The 15,985-nt window shown below is 63.1% G+C and carries 14 protein-coding genes; 4 read left to right on the forward strand and 10 right to left on the reverse strand.

The genetic code is table 11. From position 1 onward, the window contains the following. Positions 1-8 precede the first annotated feature (8 nt). From PSH76_RS10145 to PSH76_RS10190, 10 genes are all read right to left on the reverse strand, one after another. Entirely contained in the window at positions 9-704 is a 696-nt protein-coding gene (locus PSH76_RS10145; RefSeq protein ID WP_003192343.1) for an ABC transporter ATP-binding protein, read from the reverse strand. Then, the gene (locus PSH76_RS10150) at positions 704-1,453 is read right to left on the reverse strand and encodes an ABC transporter ATP-binding protein (protein WP_305494020.1); all 750 of its coding nucleotides are present in this window, start codon (positions 1,451-1,453) and stop codon (positions 704-706) included. Before PSH76_RS10150 ends, PSH76_RS10145 begins: the two co-directional genes overlap by 1 nt. After that, positions 1,450-2,460 carry a branched-chain amino acid ABC transporter permease gene (locus PSH76_RS10155; RefSeq protein WP_305494021.1) on the reverse strand — a complete coding sequence of 337 codons (1,011 nt, stop codon included), beginning with the start codon at positions 2,458-2,460 and terminating at the stop codon, positions 1,450-1,452. The genes PSH76_RS10150 and PSH76_RS10155 overlap by 4 nt, the downstream gene beginning before the upstream one ends. 1 nt (position 2,461) lies before the next feature. Continuing rightward, positions 2,462-3,322 (reverse strand): branched-chain amino acid ABC transporter permease, encoded by an 861-nt coding sequence (locus PSH76_RS10160; protein WP_020301305.1) that lies wholly within the window; start codon positions 3,320-3,322, stop codon positions 2,462-2,464. A gap of 56 nt (positions 3,323-3,378) precedes the next feature. After that, positions 3,379-4,581, reverse strand: coding sequence for an ABC transporter substrate-binding protein (locus PSH76_RS10165; RefSeq protein WP_056787294.1), 1,203 nt, complete (start codon positions 4,579-4,581; stop codon positions 3,379-3,381). Positions 4,582-4,819: 238 nt separating this feature from the next. Then, a complete protein-coding gene (locus PSH76_RS10170; RefSeq protein ID WP_056787297.1) occupies positions 4,820-5,587 on the reverse strand; it encodes a FadR/GntR family transcriptional regulator in 768 nt (255 codons plus the stop codon). Positions 5,588-5,695: 108 nt separating this feature from the next. Next, positions 5,696-6,451 carry an alpha/beta hydrolase gene (locus tag PSH76_RS10175; RefSeq protein WP_278918082.1) on the reverse strand — a complete coding sequence of 252 codons (756 nt, stop codon included), beginning with the start codon at positions 6,449-6,451 and terminating at the stop codon, positions 5,696-5,698. Positions 6,452-6,558: 107 nt separating this feature from the next. Then, positions 6,559-7,971 (reverse strand): efflux transporter outer membrane subunit, encoded by a 1,413-nt coding sequence (locus tag PSH76_RS10180; RefSeq protein WP_305494022.1) that lies wholly within the window; start codon positions 7,969-7,971, stop codon positions 6,559-6,561. Next, entirely contained in the window at positions 7,964-9,946 is a 1,983-nt protein-coding gene (locus PSH76_RS10185; RefSeq protein WP_192901666.1) for a MacB family efflux pump subunit, read from the reverse strand. The genes PSH76_RS10180 and PSH76_RS10185 overlap by 8 nt, the downstream gene beginning before the upstream one ends. Then, positions 9,936-11,105 (reverse strand): efflux RND transporter periplasmic adaptor subunit, encoded by a 1,170-nt coding sequence (locus tag PSH76_RS10190; protein WP_047711220.1) that lies wholly within the window; start codon positions 11,103-11,105, stop codon positions 9,936-9,938. Before PSH76_RS10190 ends, PSH76_RS10185 begins: the two co-directional genes overlap by 11 nt. 324 nt (positions 11,106-11,429) lie before the next feature. Here PSH76_RS10190 and PSH76_RS10195 point away from each other — a divergent pair, with 324 nt between their 5' ends. The 4 genes from PSH76_RS10195 (at position 11,430) to PSH76_RS10215 (ending at position 15,641) form a co-directional block, all read left to right on the forward strand. After that, positions 11,430-11,912, forward strand: a complete 483-nt coding sequence (locus tag PSH76_RS10195) for a sigma-70 family RNA polymerase sigma factor (protein WP_305494023.1) — start codon at positions 11,430-11,432, stop codon at positions 11,910-11,912. 119 nt (positions 11,913-12,031) lie between these two features. Then, positions 12,032-13,369, forward strand: coding sequence for a lysine N(6)-hydroxylase/L-ornithine N(5)-oxygenase family protein (locus tag PSH76_RS10200; RefSeq protein WP_278917557.1), 1,338 nt, complete (start codon positions 12,032-12,034; stop codon positions 13,367-13,369). 173 nt (positions 13,370-13,542) lie between these two features. After that, positions 13,543-14,763 (forward strand): putative DNA modification/repair radical SAM protein, encoded by a 1,221-nt coding sequence (locus tag PSH76_RS10210; protein WP_003192321.1) that lies wholly within the window; start codon positions 13,543-13,545, stop codon positions 14,761-14,763. Beyond that, entirely contained in the window at positions 14,760-15,641 is an 882-nt protein-coding gene (locus tag PSH76_RS10215; RefSeq protein WP_305494024.1) for a TIGR03915 family putative DNA repair protein, read from the forward strand. The genes PSH76_RS10210 and PSH76_RS10215 overlap by 4 nt, the downstream gene beginning before the upstream one ends. Positions 15,642-15,985: the final 344 nt, after the last annotated feature.

Raw genomic sequence — 15,985 nt, forward strand, 5'->3', positions numbered from 1 at the left:
ATCTCCACTCAGGCACTCAAGGCCAGGTAACGGTTTTTGATCGTCGGGTCGGCGCGGAAGTCAGCGGCGCTGCCTTCGTACACCACGCGGCCCTGTTCGAGCACGTAATGGCGGTCGGCGAGCTTGTCGCAGACCATCAGGTTCTGCTCCACCAGCAATACCGGCAGGCCCTCGTCCTTGACCTTGCGCAGGATCTTCACCAGCTCGTCGACGATCACCGGGGCCAGGCCTTCAGTGGGCTCGTCGAGGATCAGCAGCTTGGGGTCGTTCAGCAGGGCACGGGCGATGGCGAGCATCTGCTGTTCGCCGCCGGACAACGCATGGCCGGCGTTTTTGCGCCGCTCCTTGAGGCGCGGGAACATGGCGTACACGTCCTCCAGTTGCCAGCGACTGTGCTTGCGGGCGGCGATGCGCAGGTTTTCCTCCACCGTCAACAGGCGGAAAATCCCACGGTTTTCCGGCACCAGCGCCAAGCCCTGGCGCGCAATTTCAAAGATCTTTTGCCCCACCAGCGCCTGGCCGTTGAAATGAATCTGGCCCTGGCGCGGGCAGATGATGCCGAGGATGCTGCGCAGGGTGGTGGTCTTGCCGGCACCGTTACGGCCCAGCAGGGTCACCAGTTCGCCGGGGTTGACGCTCAGCGACACACCCTCCAGCACATGGCTTTTGTCGTAGTAGGAATGGATATTCTCGACGATCAGCATCAGGCAGCCTCCCCAAGATAGGCAGTGCGCACACGTTCATCGGCGCGCACGAATTCCGGCGTGCCTTCCACCAGGATCTGCCCGTGGCTCATCACCGTGATGCGTTGGCTGATGGACATGACGATGCTCATGTTGTGTTCGATCAACAGCACCGTATGGTCGCGGCCAAGGTCGCTGATCAGTTGGGTCATGATCGGGATATCGTCGATGCCCATGCCCGAGGTGGGCTCGTCGAGCATCAACAGTTTGGGTTTGGAGCAGATCGACATGCCCACCTCCAGCACCCGTTGCTGGCCGTGGGACAACTCACCGGCCAGGGTGTCGGCGCGGGCGGTGAGTTGCAGGCGCTCCAGCACTTGGTCGGCCATCTCCAGATGCTCGCGCTTGCTGTCGACCCGGCGCCAGAAATTCAAGGCGCGCACGCCGTCGCGGCCTTGGGCGGCCAGGCGCAGGTTCTCGCGCACGCTGAGGTTCTGGAACAGGCTGGTGAGCTGGAACGAGCGCGCCATGCCCAGGCCGACGCGGCCGTGGGCCGGCTTGCGCATCAGGTTCATGCCATCGAAATGGATCGCCCCGGTGGTGGCCTGGCGCTCACCCGTCAGGCAATGGAACAGGCTGGTCTTGCCGGCGCCGTTGGGGCCGATGATGGTGTGGATGGTGCCGGCTTCAACCTTGAGGTTGACGCCATTGACCGCATGGAACGCGCCGTAGGCCAGCTCAAGGTTTGTGGTTTCCAGCAAGATACTCATAGCCCGTCCTCCTTGGCGACGACCACGGGTTTGCGCGTGCCGCGTAGCTTTTCGAACAGCGACGCCAAGCCGCCCCACAACCCGCCGCGCATGAAGATCACCACCAGGATCAGGATCACCCCCAGCAGCATCAGCCAGCGCGGCCACAGGTCGGAGAGAAAGTCCCCCAACAGCACAATGGAGCCGGCGCCCAGCAGTGAGCCGAACAGCGAGCCGGTGCCGCCGACGATGGTCATGATCAGGATGTTCTCGGACATCGCCAGGTCGATATTCGACAGCGGCACAAAGTGCAGCAGCATGGCGTACAGCGCCCCGGCAATCCCGGTGACCGCGCCGGACAGCACGAACACCAGGATCTTGAAGTGGCGCGTGTCGTAGCCGATGGCCGAGGCGCGGGTTTCATTCTCGCGGATCGCCATCAGCGTGCTGCCAAACGGTGAGGCGATCACCCGGCGTGCGCCGATGAAGATCAGCAGGAACAGCACCGCGACAAAACCGTAGAACGCGCGGGCATCGGCCAGGGACAGCAGCACGGTGTCACCCACACGGATTTCCGGGCGCGGCACGCTGAGCAGGCCGTTGTCGCCGCCGGTCCAGTCGCTCAAGGTGTAGGCGACAAAGTAAGCCATCTGGCTGAAAGCCAACGTGAGCATCACGAAGTAAATGCCCGTGCGCCGAATCGCCAGGGCGCCCACCAGCAAGGCCAGGAAGCCACCGGCCAACGCCGCGCCCAGCAACGCGGTGAACAGGCCCAGTTGCAGGTGGATCATCAACAGCGCCGCACAATAAGCGCCGGCACCAAAGAAGATGCCTTGGCCGAAGGACAGCAGCCCGGTGTAGCCCAGCAGCAGGTTGCAGGCCAGGGCGGCCATGGCAAAGATCAGGATTTCGGTGGCCAGGGTCGCCGAGGGCAGCACCAACGGCAGGCCGATCAGCACGGCCAGCACCCACAGCAACATGGCTTTGGATTGGGTCTTGGCGAACGGCAGGGGGTTTTTCTCGCTCATGTCAGGCTCTCCCGAACAGGCCGTAAGGGCGCACCAGAATCACCACGGCCATGGCGCCGTAGATCATCAGGCTCGCACCCTGGGGCCAGAGTGTGGTCATCAGGCTTTGCACCACGCCCACCAGTAAACCGCCGACCAGCGCACCGCTGAACGAGCCCATGCCGCCGATCACCACCACCACGAAGGCGATGCCCAGAATCTCCGGGCCGACGAAGGGCTGGGCGCCGCGCAAGGGCGCGAACAACACCCCGGCGACACCGGCCAGAGCGACGCCGAGGGCGAAGGTCATGGAGAACAGGCGGAAAATATTGGTGCCCAGCAGCGACACGGTTTCGGTGCTTTCACTGCCGGCGCGCACCAGGGCACCGAAGCGCGTGCGTTCCAGCAGCAACCACAGGCCCAGGCCCACCAGCCCGGAAAACACGATGAGGAACAGGCGGTAGTAGGGGTAGACGAAATCCCCCACCACCAGCACGCCGCGCAACAGTTCCGGCACGGCGACGCTTTTGCCCACCGGCCCCCAGATCATCACGCTGGCTTCCTGGATGATCAGGGCGATGCCCAAGGTCACCAGAATCTGGAACATGTGTGGCAAGTGGTAGATGCGCTGGATCAGCAAGCGCTCGATTACCCAGGCCAGCGCGGCCACCACCAGCGGCGCGATCAGCAGCGCCAGCCAGAAGCTGCCGGTAAGGCTCACCGCGGTGTAGCAGATGTAGGCGCCGAGCAGGAAGAACGCGCCGTGGGCGAAGTTGACGAAGTTGAGCAGGCCGAAAATGATCGTCAGCCCCACCGCGATCAGGAAGTAGATCATCCCCAACCCGAGGCCGTTGAGGATCTGGAACAGGTACAGATTAAGCATGCAGGCACCCTCCGCAGACGGCCGCTTGCACGGCCCTGCGCGACAAAGTTAAACGGTCAGCCGAGCGTGCAGCCCGTCGCCTCGACCGCAGGGAACGACTGGCCAGCGCTGAGCACTTTGGCCAGGTCGTCCTTGTCGGCCATGTCGCCGCTGGCCTTGCCGATCAGCAGGTAGTAATCCTTGATCACCTGGTGGTCGCCGGCGCGGATCGACTCCTTGCCGGTTGGGCCTTCGTAGCTCAAGCCCTGCATGGCCTTGGCTACGGTCGGGCCGTCGAAGCTGCCGGTGGCAATGATGGTGTCGAGCATGACTTTGGTGCTGATGTAATCGGCGGCCAGCGGGTAGGTGGGGTTGATGCCGTAGGTGGCCTGGGTGAGCTTGACCAGTTCGCGGTTGAGCGGGGTGTCGACCTGGTGCCAGTACTGCGCGCCGAGGTACACGCCCTCGAGCACATCGCTGCCCAGTTCCTGGAACTGATCCAGGCCGGCAGACCACACCAGCAAGACCTTCATGCGCTCCTTGATGCCGAAGTTCACGGCCTGGCGCAAGGTGTTGGACGACTGGCTGCCAAAGTTGAGCAGTACCAGCACATCGGGTTTGGTAGAAATGGCGTTGGTCAGGTAACCGGAGAATTCCTGTTCCTGCAGCGAGTGGTAGCTGTTGCCCACGTGTTCCAGGCCATGTTCCTTGAGCACGTTTTTGGCGCCTTCGAGCAAGGCTTCGCCGAATACATATTGCGGGGTGATGGTGTACCAGCGCTTGGCGTCCGGCAGCAGCTTGATCAGCGGCACCATGGTTTCGCGGATCGCGCCGTAGGTGGGCACCGACCAGCGGAAGGTCGCCTTGTTGCAGTCCTTGCCTGTGACTTCATCGGCGCCCACCGGGGTCATGAACACACCGCTGGCCTTGTCCACTTCCTTGGCCACTGCCAGGGCGGAAGACGACAGCGTGCAGCCCTGGAAGAACCGTGCGCCGTCCTGCGCGATGGCCTCCTGCACCTTGCGCACCGCCTTGCCGGCATTGCCTTCGGTGTCGATGACCTTGTAGTTCAGCGGGCGGCCGAGCAACTGGGCGTGTTGTTGCACCGCCAGGCGCGAACCCATGTCGGCAAATTTGCCATAGCTGGCAAAGGCGCCAGACATGGACTTGAGGCCGTAAAAGGTAAAAGGCTCGGCGGCGAATGCCGAACGCACGCTCAGCGGAAGGCTGAGGGCGGCGGCCGCGGTGAGGCTGGCTTTCAATAACGTACGACGCTGCATGGGGTGACTCCCTGGTTTAGTTATTGGCAGGAGCGGCAAGGGCGATACGGTGGAGCAAGGGCCTGTGGGCAGGCTTGTTATTGGTTAACTCGACTCAACAGATGAACGCGGTCAAATGTGGGAGCTGGCTTGCCTGCGATGCAGGCGCCTCGGTATTACAGGGAGGGCCGAGTCGATGCCATCGCAGGCAAGCCAGCTCCCACACTGTTCGGGTTCCCAGATTGGATTTTTGGTGTGCTTATGAGTGGTCGAACTCCAGTAGGAAGTGCGGGCTTACCTGGCCTTCCAGCGCGGTCATATGGTGTTCGGCATCGCACATGTGTTCATGCATCAAGCTGCGCACCGCGCTTTCATCCCCGGCGCGAAAGGCGATCAGCAGTTGCTTGTGATAGTCCAGGTTGGCCGCGTCGAATTGCTTGCGCTTGGGCTTGTAGGCTTTTTTCAGCACCACCAGGTCGCGCAGCAAGTCGTTGAGAAACTGCGCCATGAAGCTCAGCAGCGGGTTGGGGCAGGCCTGGGCCAGCAGGTTGTGGAACTCCAGTTCTGCCAGGCGCTGTTCGCGCTGGCCGGCTTCGCTGTCTTCGGGGGCGCTGCAAAAATCCACGTTGGCTTGCAGGGCGATGTAATCGTCTTCGCTCAAACGCCCGAGCACCGACACCGCCAGTTCCACTTCGATGACCTTGCGCAGTTGGTAGACCTGCTCGCCGTCCAGGTGCTGGAAGTGCAGGTAATTGCGCAAGGCGCGGCTGGCCGGTTCAGTGCCGGCCTGGTTCAAGTACGCCCCGCCGCTGGGGCCGGTGCGTGTGCTCACCAGGCCTTCGACCTCCAGCGCCTTGAGCGCTTCGCGCGCCGAGCCTTTGGAGCACTGGAAACTTTCCATCAGCTCGCGTTCGGTGGGCAGGCGGTCGCCGGGCTTCAAGGCGTCGGTGACGATCGAGCGCTTGACCGACTCGACAATCACATCGGACAGCTTCTGGCGTTTGCGGCGTAGCGGTCGACTCAGCATGGCGGTGATTTATCGTATTAATGCGGATAAATAGCACTTAATAACGATTGGGCAGGTGCGTCAACGCAAGGGGTCGTTTTCGGTGAATAGGGGTCGTAAATGCGCAGGTTATTCCCAGGCGCCCAAGTCCAGGCAGCGTGCGGACGCCGGCGGCTGCTTGCCATAGACCAAAAAATCCCCCAGCCAGCGGCTCACACAGCCGTCAGCGCCTGCGCGTGGCGACTCCTTGAGCAAGAGCTGTTCCACACCGGTGGCGAGTGGTTCGCCAGGCTCGGTATTGATCAGCACCATGCGCCCGACGCGTTCGGGAAACAACGTGCCATAGCGGCTGCCCAGGCGGGTGGCCGTGGCGTTGCCCAGGTAGTTGAGGCGCGCCTCGCCCAGTTGCCCGCGCACGAATTCCATATCCTGCGCGGCCTGTTCCACGCCATTGCCTTGGCGCAGGTCGCGGGTGCTCAACTCGATTACGTCATAACGGTCGACCAGGGTGCGATAGGCCTGGGTGGCAAGCGACTCCCAGCGACTGGCCAGGTGAAGGACGAACGGTGCGCCTTTGGCCTGTTGGGGGTCGCCGGCCTGGATGAACACCACACCTTCACGGTTGAGCGGCTGCCGTGCGCCTACCCGTGTCACGCTCAGGCGTATGCGGCCGCGCTGGGGGGCGGCATGGTCGCGGGGCACGCTGACCAGGCCGCATTGGGTGCGGCCAACCACTTCCGGGTCCAGGCGCGCGGTTGCAGTGAGGGGGCAGTCCAGCAGCCAGTCGATCGCGGTGGGCGCGATCAAGGGCTCGGCCAGCGCCAGGTGTGTGATCAGCCAGCCGCCAACGCAGGCCAGACCTTTTACAACAACGCTGGGTTTCATCATGAGGTCCCGGGCATCCGTGTGATAACGGCTTTTTTACCAAGGACCTTGGGGTGGAAAATGTAAGGTGAAGAAACAACTCATGTATGAAATATGAGTTTCGTTTATCAGATACCGGTGCTCCAGCCACCGCCTAACGCCTTGTACAGGGCGATGCTGGCTTGCAGGCGCGACAGGCGCAGCAGCACGTTCTGGTCCTGGGCGTCGTACAGGGTGCGTTGGGTTTCCAGTACCGTGAGCAGGTCTTCGGCGCCGGCCTCATAGCGGCTTTGGGCAATCTGGAAGGCGGTCTGCGCCTGTTGCAGCTCCTCGGTTTGCCACTGGCGTTGCTGGTCCAGGCGGGTGATGCTGCTGAGGGCTTTTTCTACATCGGCAAAGCCGTTGATGATAGCCCCGCGATAGGTTTGCAGCAGTTCATCCTGGCGCGCCCGAGCCTTGTCGCGCTCGGCGCTCAGCCGGCCATTGTTGAAGATCGGCGCCATCAGGCCCGAGGTCAGGGTGTAGAAGGGGCTGCGCAGGATCTCTTCGGCTTTGGACGCGCCCGAGCCAAGCGTTGCGCCCAACGTCACCGTCGGCAGCATGGCCGCACGGGCCACCGTGACGTCGGCACTGGCCGCCGCCAACTGGGCCTCGGCCTGGGCGAGGTCGGGGCGCCGGCTCAATAACTGGCTGGGCACGCCGGGCCCGATACTCGGCCAGCTCAGTGCCTGGAAGGGTTCTGTGCCCAGTTCCAGGGCCTGCACGGGCTGGCCGAGCAAGGCGGCGAGGGTGATTTGCGATTCTTCCGCCGATTGCTGGATCAGTGGCAGTTGCCGTTGCTGACCGGCCACCAGGCTTTTCTGTTGCGCCAGTTCCAGGGCCGTGGCAGAGCCGGCATCGAAACGGGTCTGCACCAGGTTCAGTACATTGCGCGCATTCGCCAGGTTGAGCTCGGCAATCTGCAAGCGCTGGCGTGCGGCCAGGGTTTGCGCGTAGCGGTCGGCCACGTTGCTGAGCAGGGTCAGCTCCACGTTGGCCTGATCGAACTCACTGGCCTGCAGGCTGTGCACGGCGCTGTCGCGGGCAGCGGCGCGGCCACCCCAGAAGTCGATTTCGTAGCTGGCCGTGAGGTTGGCGTCATAGTTGGTGACGGTCCTGTTGCTCTCGGTGGCGTCCAGCTCGGAGTTGCCGCTGCCGCGCAACAGCCGTTGGCGGCTGGCGCCGAGGTTGAACTTCAGCTCCGGCAACAACGGTGCACCGGCGATCACCGCGGCGGCCTGGGCCTGGCGGACACGCGCCATGGCGGCCGCTACGTCGAAGCTGTCACGGCGGGCCTGGTCGATCAGGCGGTTCAACGCCGGGCTGCCAAACTGAGTCCACCAGCGTTGATTGGCGGCTTGGTTTGCCTCGCGCCCGGCATAGTGCCAGGCGGCGGGCGCAGCGATGCCGCTGTCGATGGCGGGCGGGTTAGCGCCACAGGCCGTGAGCAACAGGCACACACTGAGCGCTGACAGTCGTGGAGTGAGAGATCGTTTATTCACTGGTCAACGCCTTAACCGGATCGAGCCGGGCAGCTTTACGGGCCGGCATAAAGCCGAATACGACACCGGTGACCAGCGCACAGCCAAACGCACCGAGCACCGCCACCAGGGAAAACTGCACCGCCACTTCAGCCAGTACCAACACGCCGCCCACCAGCAAGGCCAGGGCAATACCGAACAGGCCACCGACCACCGAGAGCATCACCGCCTCGGTGAGGAACTGGCGCAGGATGTCGCGCTGGCGTGCCCCGGTGGCCATGCGGATGCCGATTTCACGGGTGCGTTCGCGCACGGTCATCAACATGATATTCATCACGCCGATGCCGCCCACTAACAGCGAAATCGCCGCAATCGAGCCGAGCATCAGCGACAGGGTGTTCTGGGTACGCGCTTCGGCCTGGATCATTGCGGCGTTGTTGGTCAGCTCGTAGTCGCGCTTGCCGTTGTGCAACTTCAACATCAACTGGTCGATGGCGCGTTCGGCTTCATGCACCTTGCGCGCATCGGTGGTGGCAATCGCCACGTATTCGGGGTTGTAGCTGCCGAACAGGCGGACACTGGCGGCGCTGTAGGGAATGGCGACACGGTCGTCACTGTCCTTGTTGCCCGAGCTGGAACCTTTTTCCGCGAGCACGCCGACCACCTGGAAGGGTACGTTCTCGATCAGGATGTACTGGCCGATGGGGTTGGCCACGTCCTTGAACAACTTTTGGCGGATGCGCGCGCCGATCACGGCGACGGTGGCGGCGGCGCGTTCGTCGGCCTCGGTGAAATAGCTGCCCTCGACCACCGGCCAGTTGAAAATCTCCGGGAAGTTGGTGTCGTTGCCCCCCACGTAGGCCATGTAGTCGACGTTGCCGAAGCGCACACCCGCGTCGGTGCCGTTGACCGGCATGATGCGCTTGACCTGAGGCAGCGTCGCCAGGGCGGCGACGTCGTTGAGGGACACAATCCCCAGCGGCGTACGCGGGTTGGGCGAAGAACCGCTGAGGTAGATGATATTGGAACCGAACGCGCCCATCTGCGCCATGACCTGGCGCTTGCTGCCTTCGCCCACCGCCAGCATTACCACCACCGACGCGACGCCGATGATAATGCCCAGCAGCGTCAGCGCCGTGCGAAAACGGTTGATCCACATCACCCGCCAGGCGGCCTGCACCGCGTCCACCAATTCGGCTTTCCAGGCACCATTGTGCTCGGCGCCGTCGGCCAGGCGTTGGCGCAGGTCTACGGCGTGCAGGGCTCCCGACGCCACGCTGGGGGTGGCCGCGCGGGTGTCTGCCGAGTCGCTGATGATCTGGCCGTCGCGAATCTCGATGATGCGGTTGGCTCGCGCCGCCACTTCACGGTCGTGGGTAATCAGGATGACCACATGGCCCTGGCTCGCCAGTTCGTCGAGCAAGGCCATGACCTCGGCCCCGCTGTGGCTGTCGAGGGCGCCGGTGGGTTCGTCGGCGAGGATGATATGGCCGCCGTTCATCAGTGCGCGGGCGATGGACACCCGTTGCTGTTGCCCACCGGACAGTTGGTGCGGCCGATTGCCGGTGCGCTCGGCCAGGCCCAGGCGGGTGAGCAGGGCGCTGGCGCGAGCATGGCGCTCGGCGGCGCTGATGCCGGCATAGATCGCCGGCATCTCGACATTTTCCTGGGCAGAGCCTGAGGGAATCAAATGGTAGCCCTGGAACACAAAACCGAAGGCTTCGCGGCGCAGCCAGGCCAGTTCGTCGCTGCCCAGGTGGGCGACGTTTTCCCCGGCGAACAGGTAGTCACCCTCGGTGGGGCGGTCGAGGCAGCCGAGAATGTTCATCAGCGTCGATTTACCCGAGCCCGACGCGCCGACAATGGCGACGAACTCGCCGGCATGGATCGACAGGTCGATGCCGCGCAACACATCGACCTGTGGGCTGTCGCCGCCGCCGTAGGATTTGCGCAGGCCTTTGAGTTCAATCAGGGGCGTGGTCAATTCAGCCCCCATGGCTGTCAGCCGGGCCGATCAACAGGTGGTCGCCCTCGTTCAGCCCGCCGAGCACTTCGACGCGCAGGCGGTCGCTGATGCCCAGGCGCACTTCGCGGTCTTCGATGGCACCGTTCTTGGCCACCACTCGGGCGATTTGCGCCTCTGAACCTGGCGTGCCTTGCAAGGCGGCGACCGGCACGGTGAGGGCATTCTTGACTTGGCTGGCGACGAAAAAGACTTGGGTGGTCATCTCGGCCATCAGCGCGTTGTCGGCGTTGTCTACGTCGAGCAGCACCGTGTACAGCACCACTCGGCCAGTGCCGCTCTTGCTGGTGCTGCTCGGGCTGCCGTTGCTCTGGGTTTCGTTCAAGGGCTTGGGCGGGATCGGCAGGATCTGGCGCACGGTGCTGGTCCAGCGCCGGCTGCCACCGCTCAGGGTGGTGAAGTACGCGCTCATGCCGGGTTTTACATGGCCGATGTCGGCTTCGGAGACTTCCGCCCACACCGTCATGGGCGACAGCTTGGCGATGCGCAGGATCAGCGGGGTTTGCTGTTGCGCGTTGAGAGTCTGGCCGACGCGCGCGTCCACGGCCACCACGGTGCCGGTCATTGGCGCGTAGATGCGCGTGTAGCCCAACTCGGCCTCGTCACTGCGCAGGCTGGCCTGGGCCTGACGGATCTGTGCCTGGAACATCTCGACCCGTGCCTGGGTCGCGTTGAGTTCAGCCTTGGCGGTCTGCACGTCTTCTTCGCGGGTGGCGTTGCCGGCACTCAGGCGCTGCTGGCGCTGGTACTTCTGGCGGGCCAGTTGATGCTGGGCTTTCTGCTCCTGCAACTGGGCCTGCAGGTTTTCGATGGCATAGCGGCTGGCGTCGAGCTTGGCTTTTTGCGTGGCGGGGTCGATCTCCACCAGCAATTGGCCTTCCTGGACCTGGTCGCCGGCCTCGACGTGGATCTTGCGGATCTGCCCGGAGGCCTGGGCGCCGACGTCTACGTAACGTCGCGGTTGCAGGGTGCCTAGGGCGGTGACGCTGTTTTCGATGTCGGCGCGGGTGACGGTGACGGTGGCCAGGGCGTCGCGGCCTGGCGTCAGGCCCTGCCAAGTGGCAAACGCAACGATGGGAATCAGGCACGCCACCACAAGCAGGGCGCGTCGGGCAGGTCGAGGGCGTTTCATCGGTAGCTTCCAGCCAGGAAAGTTCGGGGCGCAGTCGCGCAGAGCTGACAGGTAAACGAGGAAAATGCCCGGGAATTTAGGCTGTTACATAAGTAGTTACAGCTCAGTGGGAGAAAAAATTCGACCGCTGACGAGAGAGTTCTTTAAAAGTAGATGAGAATTACTATAAATTGCACACGCTCAAACTGCCATCACCGGTGATGGCAACACCGCCATTGGTTGCGGGTGCATTCAGGTAAGGGGATGTGCTCTCGGGTTTTTCGCGAGCAAGCTCGCTCCTACAGGGTGGGCGTCGTTGGTATTAAGGCCGTGGGGTCAGGAGTCATGGTGGAAAACTACTATCGCGAGCTGGTGTGTTTCCTCAACGCCAAGCTGGGCAACCGTCAGGTGGCCGAAGATGTGGTGCATGACGCTTATGTGCGGGTGCTGGAGCGCGTAAGCGACACCCCGATCGAACAACCCCGCGCCTTCCTGTACCGCACCGCCTTGAACCTGGTGATCGACGGTCATCGGCGCAACGCCTTGCGCCAGGCCGAGCCCCTGGAGGTGCTGGACAGCGAAGAACGCTTCGCCGCCTGTTCGCCCCAGGCCAGCCACGACCAGGGCCAGCGCCTGGAGATGCTCGAGCGCGCCCTGGCCGAGTTGCCGGCGGCCTGTCGCGACAGTTTCCTGTTGCGCAAACTCGAAGGCCTGTCCCACCTGCAAATCGCCGAACGCCTGGGCATTTCCCGCAGCCTGGTGGAAAAACACATCGTCAATGCGATGAAGCACTGCCGGGTGCGTATGCGTGAGTGGGAAGCGCACTGATCGCCAGTTAGTTAAATTTTATTTCACTGTCCTCGTTTCCTATCAACACACGGCCTGTTGTTCAGGCCATGAAGGTATTCCCGCCCCACCGCCATGGGGCTTATCCAGAGGACACTGGAATGACACAGGCAATTGCTTCGCCCGCGGTTCATGACCTGATCGGGATCGGTTTCGGCCCTTCGAACCTTGCGCTGGCCATCGCCCTGCAGGAGCGTGAAAAGGCCCAGGGCAAGCTGGACGTGCTGTTTCTCGACAAACAAGCCGACTACCGCTGGCACGGCAATACCCTGGTCACCCAGAGTGAACTGCAGATTTCCTTCCTCAAGGACCTGGTGACCCTGCGCAACCCCACCAGCCCGTACTCCTTCGTCAACTACCTCAAGGCCCACGACCGCCTGGTGGACTTCATCAACCTGGGCACCTTTTACCCCTGCCGCATGGAGTACAACGACTACCTGCGCTGGGTGGCGGGGCAGTTCCAGGCCCAGGCCAACTACGGTGAAGAAGTGCTGGCCATCGAGCCGATCCTGCATCAGCAGCAGGTCGAGGCGTTGCGCGTGATCTCCCGCGATGCCCACGGCGAGCAGCATGTGCGCACCACTCGTTCGGTGGTGGTCAGCGCCGGTGGCACGCCGCGCGTCCCCGATGCGTTCAAGGCGCTCAAGGGCGACAGCCGGGTGTTCCACCATTCCCAGTACCTGGAGCGCATGGCCAACCAGCCGTGCGTAGACGGCAAGCCGATGCGCATCGCCGTGATCGGCGGTGGCCAGAGCGCGGCCGAAGCCTTTATCGACCTCAATGACAGCTTCCCGTCGGTGCAGGTCGACATGATCCTGCGCGGCTCGGCGCTCAAGCCTGCCGACGACAGCCCGTTCGTCAACGAAGTGTTCTCGCCGGCCTTTACGGACCTGGTATTCCAGCAAGTCGGTGCCGAGCGTGAGCGTTTGGTCGCCGAGTACCAGAACACCAACTACTCGGTGGTGGACCTGGACCTGATCGAGCGCATCTACGGGATTTTCTACCGCCAGAAAGTCTCCGGCATCGCCCGCCAGGCGTTCCGTACCCTCACCGTGGTAGAGAAAGCCACCCCGGGCCCGCTGGGCATCGAACTGGCCCTGCGCAATACCGCCACTGGCGAAACCAGCGTCAACCATTACGATGCGGTGATCCTCGCCACCGGCTACGAGCGCCAGATGCACCGTGAACTGCTGGCGCCGCTGGAGGCCTACATGGGCGACTTCGAAGTGGCCCGCGACTACCGCATCGTCACCGACGAGCGCTGCAAGGCGGGCATCTACATCCAGGGCTTCAGCCAGGCCAGTCATGGCTTGAGCGATACCTTGCTGTCGGTGCTGCCGATTCGCGCGGATGAGATTGCGGCGTCGTTGTATGAGCACGATCGGAACCGCGACAAGGGCCGATCGGTGCAGGACTTGCTCCTCGCAACCGCCAGCTGACCGATCCCCTGTAGGAGCGAGCTTGCTCGCGAAGCACGTCAACGCTAACGCGCCTCTTCTGAATGAACGCGGCGCTCTCGCGTTCTTCGCGAGCAAGCTCGCTCCTACAGACGGCACTTGTGACAAGGTGTGGCTATTGGTACTGTACAAAAAACCAGTATCGGTAGCCCTCCATGCAGTTGATCGAAAAACTCAGCATCCTCGCCGACGCCGCCAAGTACGACGCGTCCTGCGCCAGCAGTGGCGCGCCCAAGCGCAGTTCCGAGGGCAAGGCGGGGCTGGGTTCCACCAATGGCATGGGCATCTGCCACAGTTACACGCCCGATGGCCGTTGCGTGTCGTTGCTCAAGGTGCTGCTCACCAACTTCTGCCTCTACGACTGCCAATACTGCGTCAACCGCCGCTCCAGCGACGTGCCCCGTGCGCGCTTCAGCCCGGAGGAGGTGGTCACCCTGACCCTGGATTTCTACAAGCGCAATTGCGTCAGCGGGCTGTTCCTCAGTTCCGGCATCATCCGTTCGTCGGACTACACCATGGAGCAATTGGTGCGGGTCGCCAAGCTGCTGCGCGAAGAGCATGACTTTCGCGGCTATATCCACCTCAAGACCATCCCCGATGCCGACCCGGCCCTGATCGCCGAGGCTGGCCGTTATGCCGATCGCCTCAGCGTGAATATCGAACTGCCCACCGACGCCAGCCTGCAAACCCTGGCGCCCGAGAAGCAGATCGGCTCGATCAAGCAGGCCATGCAGACCATCTACACTGGCGAGCAGACGGTGCTCAACGAACCCCGCGCGCCACGTTTCGCCCCGGCCGGGCAAAGCACGCAGATGATTGTCGGCGCCGACGACACCGACGACAGCACCATCTTGCACGGTGCCGAGGCGTTGTACGGTAATTTCAAGTTGCGCCGAGTGTATTACTCAGCGTTCAGCCCCATCCCCAACAGCCCGAAAAGCGTACCCCTGGCCGCGCCGCCCTTGATGCGCGAGCACCGCTTGTACCAGGCGGACTTCCTGCTGCGCAGTTACGGTTTCCGCGCCAATGAGCTGTTCGCTGGCCCCGGTGACCTGGCACTGGATATCGACCCCAAACTGGCCTGGGCCCTGGAGCATCGCGAGGTGTTCCCCCTTGACCTGAACCGCGCCGAGCCCACCCTGATCGCACGTATCCCCGGCATCGGCTTGCGCACCACCCAGCGCCTGGTCGACCTGCGCCGTGAACGCAAGATCCGCTTCGAAGACCTGGCGCGCATGCGCTGCGTGTTGGCCAAGGCCAAGCCGTTTTTCATCACCAGCGACTACCACCCGCAACAGGCCGACAGCACCAGTGTGTTGCTGCGTGAACAACTGCGTGATCGACCGCAGCCGCAACAGATGGGGCTATGGGGATGATCAGCCTGGAATGCGACAACCTGTTCAGCACCTGGCGCGAACAGGCACGCTGGTTGCTCAGCCATCAGGTCGACCCTAGCCAGGTCAGCTGGGGCCAGATGCAGGCGGCGGACCTGTTCGCCACCGATGAACCGATCCCGCCAGGGTTGGGGCCGTTTCAGGCACGCATACCCAAGGCGCTGTTGCAATTACTGGAGTCCGCCGCCTGTTATCACGGTGATCAACGCTGGAGCCTGTTGTATGAAGTGCTGTGGCGGGTCAGCCAGGGTGATCGCACGGCCATGCTCGCGGGTGACAAGCTTGGCAGCGAATTGCAGCGGCGCATCAAGCAAGTCAGCCGCGAAGCCCACCACTTGCATGCGTTTGTGCGCTTCATCGCACTGCCGGCCGAGGCTGGCCCGGAACTGCCGGAGTACGTGGCCTGGCATGAGCCGGCCCATGACATTCTCAAGAGCGCCAGCGAGCATTTCATCGGGCGCATGGGCCGCCATCGCTGGATGATCGCCACGCCCCTTGACGGGGTGTATTACGACGGCGAACAACTGATTCACCAGCGCCAGTGCCCCGAGGCCTGGCAGCAACTGGCACAGAATGTCGAAGACCCCCACAGCGCCATGTGGCTGACCTACTACAGCCACATCTTCAACCCGGCGCGGCTGAATCCCAAAGTGATGGAAGGGCATTTGCCCAGCCGCTTCTGGAAGAACTTGCCGGAGGGCAAGTTGATCCCGGGGCTGATCAGCGAAGCGCGTACGGGCAAGCAGAAGGATGGGCAGGCGAAGCTGGTGGGGGCCAAGCCAGGCAAAAGAATTGCAAACCCGGTCAATGTGGGAGCTGGCTTGCCTGCGATGGCGGTCGAGCAGCCAGATGTGGGGTGACTGATGCACCGCTATCGCAGCATGGGTATCTACACAACTTGGTGGGCTGTAGCAGCAGACGGTAACCACGATGCGAAGCGAGCCGCTCTTGATCTTGCTCTTGATCTGCTTTTGATCTTAAGCGCCCCGTTAAACCACGCTGGCCGGAATTCGACAGGGATTTGGGGGGTAAACCGGCAGGGATGCCGGTTTAGCCGCCCCGCGCCATGGATGGCGCGTGGCGGCGGCCCCCCAAATCACTGGCGGATTACGGGCACACCGAGCCAAAGCGAGGTGCCGAGTGGTGGGGCAAGAGCGTTTTGCTTACTTTTGCGCTTTTCAAAAGTAAGACGCCGTCAGGGCGG

Origin of the sequence: Pseudomonas sp. FP215 (assembly GCF_030687795.1) — a bacterium.
GTDB lineage: Bacteria > Pseudomonadota > Gammaproteobacteria > Pseudomonadales > Pseudomonadaceae > Aquipseudomonas > Aquipseudomonas salmasensis.

Coding starts and splice junctions, on each gene's coding strand:
- PSH76_RS10145 (WP_003192343.1), bottom strand. CDS start 704: ATGCTGATCGTCGAGAATATCCATTCCTACTACGACAAAAGCCATGTG.
- PSH76_RS10150 (WP_305494020.1), bottom strand. CDS start 1,453: ATGAGTATCTTGCTGGAAACCACAAACCTTGAGCTGGCCTACGGCGCG.
- PSH76_RS10155 (WP_305494021.1), bottom strand. CDS start 2,460: ATGAGCGAGAAAAACCCCCTGCCGTTCGCCAAGACCCAATCCAAAGCC.
- PSH76_RS10160 (WP_020301305.1), bottom strand. CDS start 3,322: ATGCTTAATCTGTACCTGTTCCAGATCCTCAACGGCCTCGGGTTGGGG.
- PSH76_RS10165 (WP_056787294.1), bottom strand. CDS start 4,581: ATGCAGCGTCGTACGTTATTGAAAGCCAGCCTCACCGCGGCCGCCGCC.
- PSH76_RS10170 (WP_056787297.1), bottom strand. CDS start 5,587: ATGCTGAGTCGACCGCTACGCCGCAAACGCCAGAAGCTGTCCGATGTG.
- PSH76_RS10175 (WP_278918082.1), bottom strand. CDS start 6,451: ATGAAACCCAGCGTTGTTGTAAAAGGTCTGGCCTGCGTTGGCGGCTGG.
- PSH76_RS10185 (WP_192901666.1), bottom strand. CDS start 9,946: ATGGGGGCTGAATTGACCACGCCCCTGATTGAACTCAAAGGCCTGCGC.
- PSH76_RS10190 (WP_047711220.1), bottom strand. CDS start 11,105: ATGAAACGCCCTCGACCTGCCCGACGCGCCCTGCTTGTGGTGGCGTGC.
- PSH76_RS10195 (WP_305494023.1), top strand. CDS start 11,430: ATGGTGGAAAACTACTATCGCGAGCTGGTGTGTTTCCTCAACGCCAAG.
- PSH76_RS10200 (WP_278917557.1), top strand. CDS start 12,032: ATGACACAGGCAATTGCTTCGCCCGCGGTTCATGACCTGATCGGGATC.
- PSH76_RS10210 (WP_003192321.1), top strand. CDS start 13,543: ATGCAGTTGATCGAAAAACTCAGCATCCTCGCCGACGCCGCCAAGTAC.
- PSH76_RS10215 (WP_305494024.1), top strand. CDS start 14,760: ATGATCAGCCTGGAATGCGACAACCTGTTCAGCACCTGGCGCGAACAG.